The organism is Rhizobium sp. WSM1328 (genome assembly GCF_057653715.1).
Window position 1 is genome coordinate 1,750,386 of the sequence record NZ_CM172788.1, and the last position, 15,540, is coordinate 1,765,925.

Here is a 15,540-nt window from a genome sequence, read left to right on the forward strand (position 1 = left end):
CTCTGAAATCGACGGGTGTTGACCCTACGCCAGTGCGGCCCTGATCTTTTCGGCATTGGCGGCAAGCACGGCACCGTCCTCCATCTTGCCGGAATGCGGCTTCAGCGCCGCGCCCTCATGCCGCGGGATGACGTGGAAATGCAGATGGAACACCGTTTGCCCGGCGGCCGGCTCGTTGAACTGGGCGATGAACACGCCATCGGCTTCGAAGACGTCCTTCACCGCATTGGCGATCTTCTGGACGACAGTAATTGCGTGGGTGAGGGTGGCTGGATCGGCATCGAGGAGATTGCGGGACGGCGCCTTGGGAAGGACGAGCACATGGCCCGGCGCCTGCGGCATCACATCCATGAAGGCGACGGTATGCTCGTCCTCGTAAACCCGGTGCGAGGGGATTTCGCCGCGGAGGATCTTGGCGAATATGTTGTTGTCGTCATAGGCGGCCGGGCTGGTCATCACGAAATCTCCTCAGTTCATGGTTGATCGGGTAACGCGGCCGGTGCGGCGGCGTCAATCCTCCTGCAGGCGCTCACCCTTGCGGAAAGGACTGTGTTCCGTCAGCAGTTCGCTCATCTGTTCGACATCGGCGCGCTCGCGCGCGAGATAGTCGCCGATCGCCCGGCGAAGGCCGGCATGCGCGACATAATGGGCGGAATGCGTCGTCACCGGCAGGTAACCGCGGGCAAGCTTGTGTTCGCCCTGCGCGCCAGCCTCGACCCGTTTCAACCCTTTCGAAAGGGCGAAGTCGATCGCCTGGTGATAGCAGACCTCGAAATGCAGGAAGGGATGATCCTCGATGCAGCCCCAGTGACGGCCGTAGAGCGTGTCGCCACCGATGAAGTTGATCGCGCCGGCGACATAGCGCCCGTCGCGCTTGGCCATGACGAGCAGGATGTCGTCGGCCATGCGTTCGCCGATCAACGAATAGAACTTACGGGTGAGGTAGGGCCGGCCCCACTTGCGCCCGCCGGTATCCATGTAAAACTTGAAGAACTGGTCCCAGATGCGTTCCGTCAGGTCGCGGCCGGTCAGCCAGTCGATGCTGATACCGTTTTCGAGTGCGGCGCGGCGCTCTTTGCGCAACGCCTTGCGTTTGCGCGAGGCAAGCGTTTCGAGAAATTCCTCGTGATTGGCATAGCCGTAGTTGATGAAATGGAACTGCTGGTCGGTGCGGTGCAGATAGCCGTCCATCTCGAAGACGCCGATCTCTTCGTCCGGCACGAAGGTGATATGGGCCGAAGAGATGCCGAGCCGGCGCACCACCTCCTTCAGGCCTTCGGCGATCGCGCTCTGGATCGGCAGCCGCTGCAGCCCCTCGGCGACAAGAAGCCGCGGGCCTGTCGCCGGCGTGAACGGGATCGAGCACTGAAGTTTGGGGTAATAATGCCCGCCGGCCCGCTCGAAGGCGTCGGCCCAGCCATGGTCGAAGACATATTCGCCCTGGCTGTGATTCTTGAGATAGCCGGGCAGGGCGCCGATCAACTCGCCGCGCCCGGTCTCGAGCAGCAGATGGTGGCCGAGCCATCCGGTCTCGGCGTCGGCCGAGCCAGATTCCTCCAGAGACGATAAAAAGGCGTGCGAAACGAAAGGGTTGTAGGCAATCGTAGCACAAGTCTTCGATGCCCCGGAAAGCCTGGACCAACTCTCCGGGGAAATCGCGGTGAAGGAGCGTTCTACGCGAATGGATAATTCATCAGTCATGGGACAAATGCGAAACCTGTGGGAGGATAGTCTCGGCTCTGCCTTACAGCGCCGCGCGTCTTCAGACGCGCAAAGGATGCTGTAACACTTTGAGTTCCTGCATAATTTTTTCCTGAAGTCGATCCGATTAAGGAATTATGCAGCAGTCTGTGCATGATCTTGGCCAAAAAGCGAGCGTCAAGCAGCCACACGCGGATCGAAGCCTTCGAAGGTCATCTGGTCTGCGTTTGCGAATGTAAGCCGGCGCGCCTCTTCGTCACGCACCGTCCAGGTGATGATAGGAATGCCCTTTTCGCGTTCGCTGGTGATAAAGGGGTTCGGCAGGTCGCCATAGTGATAAGAGATGAAATCGAGACCGATCTCCATCGCCTTCGCATGTGTCTTGAACGCCTCCGGCGTGTTGCCGTCGGCCGTCAGCCCGAGCGGGTAGGGTGAGCCAAGCGCCCTCAGATCGCGCAGCAGCCAGTGGTCAAAACTCATCAGCGCCACCTTGCCCTCATAGCCTTCGAGCACCTCGAGAACAGCTTCGGCGAAACCTTCGTCGTCGGCCTCGCGCCCCTTGAGCTCCAGCACCAGCGGCACCTTGCCCTCGACGAGGTCGAGGAGTTGGCGCAACGTCGGCACCTTGTCGCTGGTGCCGCCAACGGCGATCAGTCCGAGTTCCCGAGAGGTGCGCTCGCGGATGTCGCCGTGGAGGTTGCACAGGCGCTGCAGATCCTCGTCGTGAAATATGACCGGCACGCCGTCGGAGGCGTAATGCAGGTCGCATTCGATCGCAAAGCCCGCTTCGACGGCGCGCGAGAAAGCCGAAAGCGTGTTTTCCCAGACCTGCGTGTTGAGGTCGTGATAGCCGCGATGGGCAACCGGCAGGTCCCTGATCCAGCCAACATTGGTCATTCTGCGATTTCCATGATAGCGTCTATCTCGACGGCGGCATTCAGCGGCAGGGCCGCCATGCCAACGGCGGCACGCGCATGTTTGCCGGCTTCGCCAAGCACGCCGGCAATCAGGTTCGAAGCGCCGTTGATGACGAGATGCTGCTCGACGAAGTCGGGCGCCGAGGCGACGAAGCCGTTCAGCTTGATGACGCGCCGGATACGGCCGAGTTCGCCGCCAAGTGCCGCCTTCGCCTGGGCAAGGATGTTGATGGCGCAGAGTTCGGCGCCGCGCTGGCCCGTTGCTACGTCGACGGTCTTGCCGAGATGGCCCGAGACAGTGACCTTGCCGCCTTCGAGCGGCAGCTGACCGGAGATGTAGAGAAGATTGCCGCTGATGACATAGGGAACGTAATTTGCAGCAGGTGCTGCAGCTTCGGGCAGGGTTATCCCCATCTCAATCAGGCGCGCTGCAATTTCATCGGACATTTTCGTCTCCGCTTTTGTTGTCAATTCTTCAAAAATTATGCATCAAGACTAGAATCTTTAATATGACAGTTTCGAGCCTCGATTTGGCCGAAAGCGTTCTTATAACATCGCGACCGAGTCCAACAGGAGTTAATGAATGTTCCGATCGAGTCTTGTCGCTCTGCTTTTCGCCAGCGTTTCCGCCAATGCATGGGCGGCTGCGCCCGCGGTTAGCGCTGCGATCGCGACCGGCCTCGTCGCCCATCGCGCGGTCTACGATCTGGAACTGAAGGACGCTTCGGACCGCTCCGGCATCGCCGCCATGTACGGTCGCATGGTCTATGAATTCGACGGCAGCTATTGCCAGGGCTTCACCACCAACTTCCGCTTCGTGACGCAGATCGACACCGGCGACAGCGTGCGTGTCAGCGACCAGCAGACGAAGACCTTCGAGAACCTGAAGGACGGCAAGTTCACCTTCGACACCAAATCCTTCACCGACGAGCAGCTCGATAAAGAGGTCAACGGTGCGGCTCAGGACCAGCCTGATGGTGTCAAGGTAGATCTCAAGCAGCCGGCGAGCCGCGAGCTGCAGCTTTTAGAAAGCCGCTTTCCCACGGAACATATGCTCGATGTGATCCAGCACGCCAAGGACGGCAAGCGCTTCTTCGAGGCGCGCGTCTTCGACGGTTCCGATGACGGTGACAAATCGCTGGCGACGACTACGATCGTCGGCAAGCAGGAGACACCGATCGCCGAGGAAGCCGATGCCGGCAATGCCGGCGCCTTCTCCAAGACGGCCTTCTGGCCGGTGACGATCGCCTATTTCAACGAGAGTGCGAAATCGGATGCTTTGCCGGTCTACCGCATGTCCTTCAAGCTCTATGAGAACGGCATCACCCGCGACCTGACGATGGATTACGGCGATTTCGTCCTGACCGGCAAGCTCGCCAAGCTGGAGTTGCTCGACCGCAAGGCCGAGGTTTGCAAGTAGGCCTCGTTGCCTTCCGCAGCCCCTGAGACTGATATTCATCCTGTCGATGTTGCTGCCGACGCTGGCAGGCTGAGTGCGGCATTCCAAGGGCAGGCAGTCGCCTTTGTCTCTTTTATTGAGATCCACGCGCCGTGGCCGGTGCGTGAGCCAGGTTTTTTCGGCATAAGCCTTGCTTTTGCGCCAAATCGAATGTATGGGCACCCGCATTCCACACGTAAGGCATGGGATCGTCCGGGAGAAATCCGGACTGTTCCGCCCGGTGGCATTCTCGAAGAGGATGCTGTTCGCCTTGCGGAGGTTCAACCGGAAAAGGAGTAACAAGGCATGGCATTGCCTGATTTTTCTATGCGTCAGCTTCTTGAAGCAGGCGTCCACTTCGGCCACCAGACGCATCGCTGGAACCCGAAGATGAAGCCGTACATCTTCGGCGATCGCAACAACATTCACATCATCGATCTGGCCCAGACCGTTCCGATGCTGTCGCGCGCCCTTCAGGTCGTCAGCGACACCGTTGCCCGCGGCGGCCGTGTTCTCTTCGTCGGCACCAAGCGCCAGGCGTCTGAGATCATTGCCGACAGCGCCAAGCGCTCGGCCCAGTACTACGTCAACTCGCGCTGGCTCGGCGGCATGATGACGAACTGGAAGACCATCTCCAACTCGATCCAGCGTCTGCGCAAGCTCGACGAGATCCTGAACGGCGAAGCCCAGGGCTTCACCAAGAAGGAACGCCTGAACCTCGAGCGCGAACGTGAGAAGCTGGACAAGGCTCTTGGCGGTATCCGCGATATGGGCGGCACGCCCGACCTGATGTTCATCATCGACACCAACAAGGAAAAGATCGCGATCGACGAAGCCAAGCGCCTCGGCATCCCGGTTGTCGCCATCATCGATTCGAACTGCGATCCGGACCTGATCGACTATCCGATCCCGGGTAACGACGACGCATCGCGCGCCATCGCTCTTTACTGCGAGCTTATCTCCCGCGCCGCCATCGACGGCATCGCGCGTCAGCAGGGCTCTTCCGGCCGCGATCTCGGCGCATCCTCCGAAGTTCCGGTCGAGCCGGCTCTCGAGGAAGCAGCCGAAGGCTGATGAAAGCGGGCGGATCGAAAAGGTCCGCCAATGCTTACAGAGACTGGGAAAGGCCGCTCGCGACTCATCGAAGTTCGGCGGCCTTGCCTGTTTCAAGGGGAGGGCGTCAGGCTCTCCGTCCGATAAGTTTCGTTATGACGCGTCTTCATCACGCTGTCATACATACAGGTACATTTCGTGCCTCAATCCGGTGCCGAGCCGCGCTTTGCGGCCCACCGTATGAACCGATAAGAGGAAGCTAATGAGCGAGATTACGGCTGCAATGGTGAAGGAACTGCGCGAAAAGACCGGCGCAGGCATGATGGACTGCAAGAAGGCTCTTGCTGAAACCGGTGGCGACATGGAAGCGGCGATCGACTGGCTGCGCGCCAAGGGCATCGCCAAGGCCGACAAGAAGTCCGGCCGCACCGCTGCCGAAGGCCTCATCGGCGTTGCGAGCCAGGGCACCAAGGCCGTCGTCGTCGAAGTCAATTCCGAGACCGACTTCGTCGCCCGTAACGATGCCTTCCAGGAACTCGTCCGCGGCATCGCCAAGGTCGCCGCCTCGACCGACGGAACCGTCGATGCCGTTGCCGCTGCGACCTACCCGGCATCCGGCAAGTCCGTGTCCGACACGATCAAGGATGCGATCGCAACGATCGGCGAGAACATGAACCTGCGCCGTTCGGTCGCTCTCTCGGTCGAAGACGGCGTCGTCGCCACCTATATCCACAATGCTGTTTCCGACGGCCTCGGCAAGCTCGGCGTTCTCGTCGCGCTGAAGTCGACCGGTGACAAGGATGCCCTGAACGCCATCGGCCGTCAGGTCGCCATGCACATCGCCGCCACCGCGCCGCTGGCAATCCGCCCGGAAGAAGTCGATGCCGCTGTCGCCGAGCGCGAGCGCAACGTCTTCATCGAGCAGTCGCGCGCTTCCGGCAAGCCGGACAATATCATCGAGAAGATGGTCGACGGCCGCATGCGAAAGTTCTTCGAGGAAGTCGCCCTTCTCTCGCAGGCTTTCGTCATCAATCCGGATCTGACGGTCGCTGCCGCCATCAAGGAAGCTGAAAAGGCCGTCGGCGCGCCGATCGAAGTCGCAGGCATGGCCCGTCTTCTGCTCGGCGAAGGCGTCGAGAAGGAAGAGACCGACTTCGCGGCCGAAGTCGCGGCTGCCGTCAAGGGTTGATCTTCCAGCCATAATTGGGAAAACACGAAGGGCATCGCGTGACAACGCGGTGCCCTTCGTGTATCGGGCATTCACGGCAATTTACGAGGAGCCAAGATGTCTTTAGAGCCTGTCTATAAACGCGTTCTACTCAAGGCCTCCGGCGAAGCGCTCATGGGTGGCCAGGGTTTCGGGATCGATGTGACTGTGGCGGACCGCATCGCATCCGACATCGCCGAGGCACGGCATATGGGCGTGGAAGTCGGCGTCGTCGTCGGTGGCGGCAATATCTTCCGCGGTGTCGCGGTAGCGTCCAAGGGCGGCGACCGGGTCACCGGCGACCATATGGGCATGCTCGGCACCATCATCAATGCGCTGGCGCTGGCGACCTCGCTGCGCAAGTTGAATATCGATACGGTGGTGCTTTCGGCCATCTCCATGCCCGAGATCTGCGAGAGCTTTTCGCAGCGCGCGACCCTTTATCATCTGTCGATGGGACGCGTGGTGATTTTTGCCGGCGGCACCGGCAACCCCTTCTTCACCACCGATTCCGCCGCAGCACTTCGCGCCGCCGAAATGGGTGCGGAAGCGATCTTCAAGGGCACGCAGGTCGACGGCATCTACACCGCCGACCCGAAGAAATATCCTGATGCGACCCGCCTCGACCGGCTGACGCACCAGGAAGTGCTGGACAGGGGGCTGGCGGTGATGGACGTTGCCGCCGTGGCGCTGGCCAGAGAAAATTCCATTCCGATCATCGTCTTCTCGATCCACGAGAAGGGTGGTTTTGCTGAAATCTTGACGGGCGGTGGCCTCAAGACCATCGTCTCCGACAACTGATAAAGCTGCGCCGCGGTTTCGGCGCAGCCCTCGCTAGAACATGATGATTTTAGGCCCGTTTGGCCTGAAAGCTGAATCATGTTCTACATTAAATAGTAAGAGCATGATGTCGCCCGAAAACCGCTGACACTTTTCGGCATCATGCTCTGGACGGGAGCATCGACATGAGTGAAGGTATCGACATCAAGGAACTGAAGCGCCGCATGGACGGCGCGATTTCCGTATTCAAGGGCGACATCGCATCGCTGCGCACCGGCCGTGCTTCGGCCAACATTCTCGACCCGGTCACGGTCGAGGCCTATGGTTCGCGCATGCCGCTGAACCAGGTCGCCAACATCACCGTGCCTGAGCCGCGCATGCTGTCGGTTTCCGTCTGGGACAAGTCGATGGTCAGCGCCGTCGAGCGCGGCATCCGAGAATCCAATCTCGGCCTCAACCCGATCATCGACGGCCAGAACCTGCGCATTCCGCTGCCGGAGCTGAACGAGGAGCGCCGCAAGTCGCTCGTCAAGGTGGCGCACGACTATGCCGAAAAGAGCAAAGTGGCGATTCGCCATGTCCGCCGCGACGGCATGGACGGCCTTAAGAAAGCCGAAAAGGACGGCGTAATCGGCCAGGACGAGAGCCGGGCGCAGTCGGAACGTGTACAGAAGATGACGGACGAGACGATTTCCGAAATCGACCGCTTGCTTGGCGAGAAGGAAAAGGAAATCATGCAGGTCTAGTGGATCTGTGCCTTTGCCTGGAAAGACCGGACGGGAAATGTCGGAATCTGTATTTGTGACTGTGCCAGAGCATGTTGCCATCATCATGGACGGCAATGGCCGTTGGGCCAAGCAACGTGGCCTGCCGCGCACGATGGGCCATCGCAAGGGCGTCGAGGCGGTGCGTGAGACAGTCCGCGCCGCTGGTGCGGCCGGCATAAAATATCTGACCCTCTTTGCCTTCTCCTCGGAGAACTGGCGCCGGCCCGAAGCAGAGGTCTCCGATCTGCTCGGCCTGCTCAAGGCTTTTATCCGGCGCGACCTCGCCGAGCTTCATCGCCAGAACGTGCGGATCAAGGTGATCGGCGACCGCGACAGCCTGCGCAGCGACATTCTCGGCCTGCTGCTGGAGGCGGAGGAGACGACCAAGGACAACACGTCGCTGACGCTCGTCATCGCCTTCAACTATGGTTCGCGCGACGAGATCGCCCGCGCCGTCGTCAGCCTCGCCCGGGATGTCGAAGCCGGCCGCCTGAGAGCGCAGGATATTACGCCCGCCCTGATCAACGCCCGTCTCGATACGGCCGGCATCCCCGATCCGGATCTCATCATCCGCACCAGCGGCGAGGAGCGGCTTTCCAACTTCCTCCTCTGGCAGGCCGCCTATTCGGAATTCATCTTCCTTCCGGAATATTGGCCGGATTTCAGCCCCGAGATCTTCCGCTCGGCGCTCGATACATTCGCCTCTCGTGACCGGCGCTTCGGCGGCCTGTCGTCGCAGGCGGCCGCGGTCGGCACCTGATGCAGAGGGAATTGAAGCTCCGCATCGTTTCAGGACTGATTCTTGCGGCCATCGTTCTTGCCGCCACCTGGTATGGTGGCCTTGCCTTCCGTATCCTGGCGGTCGTGATCGGCCTGCTGATCTATTATGAATGGTCGAAAATGACAGGCATCGCGCGGGATTGGGTCGCCAATGCCGTCGGCTGGATCGGCGAGGCGGCGATTGCCTTTCTCGTGCTTGTCGGCAATTTCGAATTCGCCGCCGGCATGCTGGCCGGCGTCACCGCCGTCGGCATCGCCCTGATCATCCTGCAGGGCACGAGCCGCTGGTTGCCAGTGGGCCTGTTTTATGCCGGCGCCACCGGCCTGTCGCTTGCCGCGATCAGAAGCGATGACGGGCTTGGCCTTTACGCCATGCTCTTCGTCTTTGCTGTCGTCTGGGCAACCGATATCCTTGCCTATTTCGTCGGCAGGGCGCTCGGCGGGCCAAAGCTTGCCCCTTCGATCTCGCCCGGAAAGACCTGGTCGGGCGCAATCGGCGGCGCCGTTTCGGCGGTCGTAGCCGGCGTCGTTCTCGTCCATTTTCTCCTTCCGGGCGCTGAAATCATCGCCGCCGGCGTGGCATTGGTTCTCTCGGTTTGCAGCCAGTCGGGCGATCTTTTCGAATCGTTCATCAAGCGAAAATTCGGCGTCAAGGATTCGAGCCGTCTCATTCCGGGTCATGGCGGCGTCATGGACCGTGTCGACGGACTGATTTTCGCCTGTTTTTCGGCGTTCTTGCTTGCTGGGCTTTTTTCCCTGATAAAGGGGGCCGGAATGACGTCGCTTGGTGCGGCATTGTTCGGACTCTGACAACGCGGCAGTCTGACGGAAGGGACTCATGGAAACGATGAGCGGCATATACGCATTTCTGATGGGGAACATCGTTACCTTCATCCTCGTGCTGTCACTGCTCGTCTTTGTGCATGAGATGGGCCATTACCTCGTCGGGCGCTGGAGCGGCATTCGCATCCTTGCCTTTTCCGTCGGCTTCGGTCCGGAGATCTTCGGCTTCACCGACCGCCACGGGACACGCTGGAAGATTGCGGTAATCCCGCTTGGCGGCTACGTCCGGTTCTTCGGCGATGAGGATGCCTCGAGCAAGCCCGACACCGACAAGATCGCCGCCATGTCCGAGGAGGACAGGGCGCGCTCCTTTGCCGGCGCCAAGCTGTGGAAACGCGCTGCAACCGTCGCGGCTGGCCCGATCGCCAATTTTCTGCTGGCGATCGCCATCTTCACCATTCTTTTCTCGGTCTATGGCCGCACGATCGCCGATCCCGTCGTTGCCGAGGTCAAGCCAGACGGCGCAGCCGCTGCCGCCGGCATCCTTCCAGGCGATCTGCTGGTCGCCATCGACGGCGGCAAGGTCGAGACCTTCGACGACGTGCGCCGCTATGTCGGCATCCGCCCGAGCCAGAAGATCGTCGTGACGATCGAGCGCGCCGGCCAGAAGCTCGATGTGCCGATGGTGCCGCAGCGCGTAGACCAGACCGACCAGTTCGGCAACAAGGTCGAGCTCGGCCAGATCGGCATCGTCACCAGCCGGGAGGCCGGCAACTTCCGTCTGAAGACCTACACGCCGCTGGAGTCGTTGCGCGAGGCTGTGATTGAGACCCGTGACATTGTCACCGGCACCTTCAAATATATCGGCAACATCTTCAGCGGAACGATGCGCGCCGATCAATTGGGCGGGCCGATCCGCGTGGCGCAAGCTTCGGGCCAGATGGCGTCGCTTGGAATAGGCGCAGTGTTGCAGCTTGCGGCGGTGCTTTCTATTTCGATAGGCTTGCTTAACCTGATGCCGGTTCCGGTACTTGATGGCGGCCACCTGATGTTCTATGCGGTGGAAGCGGTGAGGGGGAAACCGCTCGGCTCTTCGGCCCAGGAAATTGCATTTCGCATCGGCCTGGCGATGATACTGACATTGATGGTTTTCACGACCTGGAACGACATTGGCTCGTTAAGAGGGTAAACGAGCAAGGCGAGGCTAATTACTATTTATTTACGATGTTTCAAGGCTGTAGTGGCGAATGGGTCACGCTTGCAAATGAAGTAAACAGAAATTAACGACCTGCCTTGCTTGTATGTCAAAAGCGGGTAAAACGACACACGTGACCGGAATCGGGGTTTCCTGAAGCCGGGGACGAGGGAAACAAAAGGTAATGGGTGAAATGAAGGCTGGTTCAAAGTTTTTGAACGCAGTATCGGCGGTTGCGCTGTCTGCTAGTGTTGTTGCTTCGGGCGCAGGTGCTTTGACGTTCGTTTCCGCTACGGCCGCTGAGGCCGCGGTTATCCAGCGCATCGATGTGCGCGGCGCAAGCCGTGTCGGCGCGGAAGCCGTTCGGTCGAACCTCACCATCGCTCCCGGAAAGAGTTTTTCGAACAGCGATATCGATGCCTCGGTCAAGCAGCTCTACGGCACGGGTTACTTCTCCGACGTCAAGATCTCGGTTTCCGGAAGCACGCTGGTTGTCAACGTTCAGGAAGCCCAGCTGGTCAATCAGGTCGTCTTCAACGGCAACCGCAAGATCAAGGACGACAAGCTCGCGACGATCGTCCAGACCCACGCTGCCGGTCCCTACAGCGACACCCAGATCCAGGCCGACATTCAGTCGATCAAGGAAGCTTACGCTGCCACCGGCCGCAGCGAGGTCGAAGTCACGACGCAGGTGGTGCCGCTCGGCGAAGGCCGTGTCAACCTCGCCTTCGTCATCAACGAGGGCGACCGCACCAAGATCGATTCGATCAACTTCGTCGGTAACAATGCCTACAGCGCCGGCCGCCTGGCTGCCGTCATCGCCACCAAGCGTTCGAACTTCCTGTCGTTCCTGACTCGCAAGGATGTCTACAACGAAGACAAGCTCCACGCCGACGAAGAAGCGCTGCGCCAGTTCTATTACAATCGCGGCTACGCCGACATGCGCATCGTCTCTTCCGATGCCACCTTCGACGACGCGACCAACAAATACACGCTGACCTTCAACATCGAGGAAGGCCAGCGTTACGACTTCGGACCGGTGACCGTCCAATCGACCGTCGAAGGCGTCGGCTCAGAGCAGCTGCAGCCGCTGGTGCGCACCCGCGAAGGCCAGGTCTACAACGCCAAGGAAGTCCAGAAGTCGATCGAGGCGATCTCCGATCAGGTGGCGTCAGCCGGTTATCCCTTTGCGCGCGTCACGCCGCGCGGTAACCGCGACCTCAACAACAACACGATCGGTGTCGAATATCTGGTCGACCAGGGCGAGCGCGCCTATGTCGAGCGCATCGAGATCCGCGGCAACAGCCGCACGCGCGACTACGTCATTCGCCGCGAATTCGACATGAGCGAAGGCGATGCCTTCAACCAGCAGATGATCACCAAGGCCAAGCGTCGCCTCGAAGCGCTCGGTTACTTCTCTTCCGTCAATATCTCCACCCAGCCGGGCAGTTCGCCTGACCGTGTCGTGGTGGTCGTCGACGTGCAGGATCAGTCGACCGGTTCGTTCGGTGTCGGCGCGGGTTATGCCGCCGGCGGCGACGGCCTGCTGCTCGAAGCATCGATCGAGGAAAAGAACTTCCTCGGTCGTGGTCAGTACATCCGCATCTCGGCCGGTGGCGGCCAGGAAGGCTCACGCGCCTACGGCGTCAGCTTCACTGAACCCTATTTCCTCGGCTACCGTCTGGCGGCAGGCTTCGACGTCAACCGCAGCGAAACGTCGAGCAACGACGACTACGATTACGAAGAAACCAGCGTCGTCCTGCGTGTGACTGCGCCGATCACCGAAGATCTGGCGACGACCTTCCGTTATAACTACAAGCAGATGAAGTATGACGGCGATACCTCTGATCTTTCGGCGACCTACGCCAATCTGGTCGACGAGAGCCCGTGGACACGCTCTTCCGTCTCGCAGACGCTGACCTACAACACGCTTGACGACACCGTCCTGCCGCGTGAAGGCATCTATGCGACGGCGACGCACGAACTTGCCGGCCTCGGCGGCGACTCGCAGTTCTACAAGATCTACGGCAAGGCCCGTTATTACCACCTGCTCGCTGACGATGCCGATATCATCGGCTCGGTCTCCGCTTCGGCTGGTTATGTCGTTCCCTTGGGCGACCATCTGAACGTCTTCGACCAGTTCACGCTGACCAACGGCGATATTCGCGGCTTCGAGAACAAGGGTATCGGCCCGCGCATCCGCGGGGATCACGATGACCCGCTCGGTGGCACGACCTATTTCACGGCGTCTGCAGAAGCCACCTTCCCGATGCCGGGCTTCCCGCGTGACTTCAACCTGCGCGGCGCAGTCTTTGCCGATGCCGGTACGCTGTTCGGCAATGACGTCGAGCTTCTTGGGTCAGACCAGGCCGACGGTACCAGCGCTTCGCTGCGCGCCTCCGTCGGTGTCGGCGTCGTCTGGCAGTCTCCCTTCGGTGCATTGCGTCTGGATTACGCGATCCCGGTTCTCAAGGAAGACTTCGACAAGACGCAGAACTTCAAGTTTGGCATCAACAACCAATTCTGATATCGGCAGTCCGGAACTGTAAGACTCAATTCCGTTCTGGAGCATTGCCGATGGAGCAAAACGTTTTTTTTCTGCCCCATGAAGGTCTGAAGCTCGCTGAGCTGGCAGAGTTTCTTGGGGCAGAACTCGCCAATTCCGACCATGCCGATGTTGTCGTCAGGTCCGTTGCCCCCATCAGCCGGGCTCGGGCGGGAGACGTCTGCTATATCCTGTCGCGTCGTAACCGCGATGAACTGGCGACATGCGAGGCCTCGGCAGTGATCTGCGATAAGGCGCTCGCCGATCTCGTACCCCCCCATATCCCGGTCATCCTGTCGTCCAATCCACATGCGGCTTTCGCGATGGCGGGCGGCCTGTTTTATCCCGCGGCATTGCGCCCGGTCGTCTTTTCCGGTGAAAGCGAGATCGCGCCAAGCGCGGTGATCGATCCGAGCGCCAAGCTTGAAAAGGGCGTGATCGTCGAGCCGATGGCCGTCATCGGAGCGCATGCCGAGATCGGCGAAGGGACGCGCATCGGCGCCCAAAGCATCATCGGTCCGAATGTCAAGATTGGCCGGGATTGTTCGATTGCGGCCGGCGCCAGCATTCTCTGCGCGCTGCTCGGCAATGGCGTCATCATCCACAACGGCGCCCGCATCGGCCAGGATGGTTTCGGTTATGCGCCGGGCCCGCGCGGCATGATCAAGATCGTCCAGATCGGCCGAGTGATCATCCAGGATAATGTCGAGATCGGCGCCAACACCTCGATCGACCGTGGCACCATGGACGATACGGTCATCGGCGAAGGCACCAAGATCGACAACCAGGTACAGATCGGCCACAACGTTCAGATCGGCCGCCATTGCGCGATCGTTGCGCATGTCGGCATCGCCGGCAGCGCGAAGATCGGCAATGGCGTTCAGATCGGCGGCCAGGTCGGTATCAAGGGGCATGTGACGATCGGTGACGGCGTGCAGATCGCCGCCCAAAGCGGTATCATGACCGATCTTGCCGCCGGCGGACAATATGGTGGTACACCTGGGCGCCCGCTGAATGACTATCTGAGAGATGTCGCGCAACAGATGTCAAGGACGAAGCTGCGCGGGACGAAACCTGGAGGCAAGCAAAATGACTGAGGAAGCCACGACAACGCTTTCTTCGGCTGACATCATCGAGATCATGAAACTGCTGCCGCATCGCTACCCGTTTCTCATGGTCGACAAGATCATCGAGATTGACGGCGACAACACGGCGATCGGCATCAAGAACGTCACGGTGAACGAACCGCATTTCACCGGTCATTTTCCGGAATCTCCGATCATGCCCGGCGTTCTCCTGATCGAGGGCATGGCCCAGACCGCGGGTGCGATCTGTGCCAAGAAGGATGGCCAGCCAGGCAACCTCGTCTATTTCATGACCATCGAGAATGCGCGCTTCCGCAAGCCCGTTGTACCCGGCGATCGTGTTGAATTCCATGTCAGGAAGCACAAGCAGCGCGGCAATATCTGGAAATTCCATTGCGACGCCAAGGTCGACGGCGCACTTGTCGCCGAGGCCGATATCGGCGCGATGATCGTTCGTAAGGATCAGGCATGAGCACTATCGCCGAAAGCGCTCGCATTCATCCGATGGCTGTCGTCGAAGACGGCGCGACCATCGGTGAGGGCGTCAAGATCGGTCCCTTCTGCCATGTCGGGTCGCACGTCGTCCTGCATGCGAATGTCGAGCTTTTGTCGCATGCGGTCGTGACCGGCCGCACCGTGGTCGGCAAGGGCACACGCATCTTTCCGATGGCGGTCGTTGGCGGCGATCCGCAGAGCGTGCATCACGGCGGCGAGGAGACGACGCTGACGGTCGGCGCCAACTGCACGATCCGCGAGGGCGTGACGATGAATACGGGCACGGCCGATTTCGGCGGCCAGACGATCGTCGGCGACAATAACCTCTTCCTTGCCAATTCGCATGTCGCGCATGACTGCCGGGTGGGCAACCATGTGATCATGTCGAACAACGTCATGCTCGCCGGCCATGTCGTCATCGAAGATCGCGTCATCCTGGGCGGCGGCTCGGCCGTTCACCAGTTTACCCGCGTCGGCCGTCAGGCCTTCGTCGGGGGGCTCTCGGCAGTGAGTTACGACGTCATTCCGTACGGCATGCTGAACGGCAATCCCGGGCTGCTGAGCGGCCTCAACGTCGTCGGCATGACGCGCGCCGGCGTGGACCGCGCCGTCATTCACAGGGTGCGGCGCGCCTACAAGTCGATCTTCGAAGGACCGGGCTCCGTCCGCGAAAACGCCGCCGCCATCCGCGAAGAATATGCTGATTGCGAGCAGGCGGTCCACATCCTCGACTTCATCGCCGCCGACAGCGACCGCGCCTTGTCCTCGCCAACTCGGGGGCAGAAGGGCTAGTC

The 15,540-nt window shown here is 60.4% G+C and carries 16 protein-coding genes; 12 read left to right on the forward strand and 4 right to left on the reverse strand.

The features are described from left to right. Nucleotides 1-24: 24 nt before the first annotated feature. The 4 genes from AC2444_RS09045 to AC2444_RS09060 form a co-directional block, all read right to left on the reverse strand. Nucleotides 25-456, reverse strand: a complete 432-nt coding sequence (locus AC2444_RS09045) for an HIT family protein (RefSeq protein WP_012757308.1) — start codon at nt 454-456, stop codon at nt 25-27. Between the two features lie 54 nt (nt 457-510). Further along, entirely contained in the window at nt 511-1,701 is a 1,191-nt protein-coding gene (locus tag AC2444_RS09050; RefSeq protein ID WP_012757309.1) for a GNAT family N-acetyltransferase, read from the reverse strand. A gap of 177 nt (nt 1,702-1,878) precedes the next feature. Next, the gene (locus AC2444_RS09055; RefSeq protein WP_012757310.1) at nt 1,879-2,598 is read right to left on the reverse strand and encodes a glycerophosphodiester phosphodiesterase; all 720 of its coding nucleotides are present in this window, start codon (nt 2,596-2,598) and stop codon (nt 1,879-1,881) included. Beyond that, nucleotides 2,595-3,065 (reverse strand): RidA family protein, encoded by a 471-nt coding sequence (locus AC2444_RS09060; RefSeq protein WP_012757311.1) that lies wholly within the window; start codon nt 3,063-3,065, stop codon nt 2,595-2,597. Before AC2444_RS09060 ends, AC2444_RS09055 begins: the two co-directional genes overlap by 4 nt. Before the next feature lie 136 nt (nt 3,066-3,201). On the opposite strand from AC2444_RS09060, the gene AC2444_RS09065 reads away from it, so the two are divergent. From AC2444_RS09065 to lpxA, 12 genes are all read left to right on the forward strand, one after another. Beyond that, the gene (locus AC2444_RS09065; RefSeq protein WP_012757312.1) at nt 3,202-4,038 is read left to right on the forward strand and encodes a cell envelope integrity EipB family protein; all 837 of its coding nucleotides are present in this window, start codon (nt 3,202-3,204) and stop codon (nt 4,036-4,038) included. Between the two features lie 324 nt (nt 4,039-4,362). Beyond that, nucleotides 4,363-5,130, forward strand: a complete 768-nt coding sequence (gene rpsB, locus AC2444_RS09070) for a 30S ribosomal protein S2 (RefSeq protein WP_003539287.1) — start codon at nt 4,363-4,365, stop codon at nt 5,128-5,130. 241 nt (nt 5,131-5,371) lie between these two features. Continuing rightward, nucleotides 5,372-6,298 (forward strand): translation elongation factor Ts, encoded by a 927-nt coding sequence (gene tsf, locus AC2444_RS09075; RefSeq protein WP_012757313.1) that lies wholly within the window; start codon nt 5,372-5,374, stop codon nt 6,296-6,298. A 96-nt stretch (nt 6,299-6,394) separates the two neighbouring features. Further along, on the forward strand, nt 6,395-7,117 hold the full coding sequence (pyrH, locus tag AC2444_RS09080; protein ID WP_003539289.1) for a UMP kinase: 723 nt from the start codon (nt 6,395-6,397) through the stop codon (nt 7,115-7,117). 164 nt (nt 7,118-7,281) lie between these two features. After that, on the forward strand, nt 7,282-7,842 hold the full coding sequence (frr, locus tag AC2444_RS09085; protein WP_011651816.1) for a ribosome recycling factor: 561 nt from the start codon (nt 7,282-7,284) through the stop codon (nt 7,840-7,842). A 37-nt stretch (nt 7,843-7,879) separates the two neighbouring features. Continuing rightward, entirely contained in the window at nt 7,880-8,623 is a 744-nt protein-coding gene (locus AC2444_RS09090; protein ID WP_012757314.1) for an isoprenyl transferase, read from the forward strand. After that, the gene (locus tag AC2444_RS09095) at nt 8,623-9,453 is read left to right on the forward strand and encodes a phosphatidate cytidylyltransferase (RefSeq protein WP_012757315.1); all 831 of its coding nucleotides are present in this window, start codon (nt 8,623-8,625) and stop codon (nt 9,451-9,453) included. The genes AC2444_RS09090 and AC2444_RS09095 overlap by 1 nt, the downstream gene beginning before the upstream one ends. A 28-nt stretch (nt 9,454-9,481) precedes the next feature. After that, nucleotides 9,482-10,615 (forward strand): RIP metalloprotease RseP, encoded by a 1,134-nt coding sequence (gene rseP, locus AC2444_RS09100; RefSeq protein ID WP_012757316.1) that lies wholly within the window; start codon nt 9,482-9,484, stop codon nt 10,613-10,615. Between the two features lie 199 nt (nt 10,616-10,814). Then, the gene (bamA, locus tag AC2444_RS09105; protein ID WP_032996633.1) at nt 10,815-13,148 is read left to right on the forward strand and encodes an outer membrane protein assembly factor BamA; all 2,334 of its coding nucleotides are present in this window, start codon (nt 10,815-10,817) and stop codon (nt 13,146-13,148) included. 50 nt (nt 13,149-13,198) lie between these two features. Beyond that, complete coding sequence (lpxD, locus tag AC2444_RS09110) at nt 13,199-14,263, forward strand: UDP-3-O-(3-hydroxymyristoyl)glucosamine N-acyltransferase (protein WP_012757318.1); 1,065 nt, start codon at nt 13,199-13,201, stop codon at nt 14,261-14,263. After that, entirely contained in the window at nt 14,256-14,723 is a 468-nt protein-coding gene (gene fabZ / locus AC2444_RS09115; RefSeq protein ID WP_003539296.1) for a 3-hydroxyacyl-ACP dehydratase FabZ, read from the forward strand. The genes lpxD and fabZ overlap by 8 nt, the downstream gene beginning before the upstream one ends. Beyond that, nucleotides 14,720-15,538, forward strand: a complete 819-nt coding sequence (gene lpxA / locus AC2444_RS09120) for an acyl-ACP--UDP-N-acetylglucosamine O-acyltransferase (protein ID WP_003559078.1) — start codon at nt 14,720-14,722, stop codon at nt 15,536-15,538. The genes fabZ and lpxA overlap by 4 nt, the downstream gene beginning before the upstream one ends. The last annotated feature ends 2 nt before the right edge of the window (nt 15,539-15,540 follow it).

Bases quoted from the DNA above. Each gene is read 5' to 3' on its own strand.
- frr (WP_011651816.1), top strand. From the start codon at position 7,282: ATGAGTGAAGGTATCGACATCAAGGAACTGAAGCGCCGCATGGACGGC.
- AC2444_RS09095 (WP_012757315.1), top strand. From the start codon at position 8,623: ATGCAGAGGGAATTGAAGCTCCGCATCGTTTCAGGACTGATTCTTGCG.
- rseP (WP_012757316.1), top strand. From the start codon at position 9,482: ATGGAAACGATGAGCGGCATATACGCATTTCTGATGGGGAACATCGTT.
- AC2444_RS09045 (WP_012757308.1), bottom strand. From the start codon at position 456: ATGACCAGCCCGGCCGCCTATGACGACAACAACATATTCGCCAAGATC.
- AC2444_RS09090 (WP_012757314.1), top strand. From the start codon at position 7,880: ATGTCGGAATCTGTATTTGTGACTGTGCCAGAGCATGTTGCCATCATC.
- AC2444_RS09060 (WP_012757311.1), bottom strand. From the start codon at position 3,065: ATGTCCGATGAAATTGCAGCGCGCCTGATTGAGATGGGGATAACCCTG.
- bamA (WP_032996633.1), top strand. From the start codon at position 10,815: ATGAAGGCTGGTTCAAAGTTTTTGAACGCAGTATCGGCGGTTGCGCTG.
- AC2444_RS09050 (WP_012757309.1), bottom strand. From the start codon at position 1,701: ATGACTGATGAATTATCCATTCGCGTAGAACGCTCCTTCACCGCGATT.
- lpxD (WP_012757318.1), top strand. From the start codon at position 13,199: ATGGAGCAAAACGTTTTTTTTCTGCCCCATGAAGGTCTGAAGCTCGCT.
- pyrH (WP_003539289.1), top strand. From the start codon at position 6,395: ATGTCTTTAGAGCCTGTCTATAAACGCGTTCTACTCAAGGCCTCCGGC.
- lpxA (WP_003559078.1), top strand. From the start codon at position 14,720: ATGAGCACTATCGCCGAAAGCGCTCGCATTCATCCGATGGCTGTCGTC.
- AC2444_RS09065 (WP_012757312.1), top strand. From the start codon at position 3,202: ATGTTCCGATCGAGTCTTGTCGCTCTGCTTTTCGCCAGCGTTTCCGCC.
- rpsB (WP_003539287.1), top strand. From the start codon at position 4,363: ATGGCATTGCCTGATTTTTCTATGCGTCAGCTTCTTGAAGCAGGCGTC.
- AC2444_RS09055 (WP_012757310.1), bottom strand. From the start codon at position 2,598: ATGACCAATGTTGGCTGGATCAGGGACCTGCCGGTTGCCCATCGCGGC.
- fabZ (WP_003539296.1), top strand. From the start codon at position 14,256: ATGACTGAGGAAGCCACGACAACGCTTTCTTCGGCTGACATCATCGAG.
- tsf (WP_012757313.1), top strand. From the start codon at position 5,372: ATGAGCGAGATTACGGCTGCAATGGTGAAGGAACTGCGCGAAAAGACC.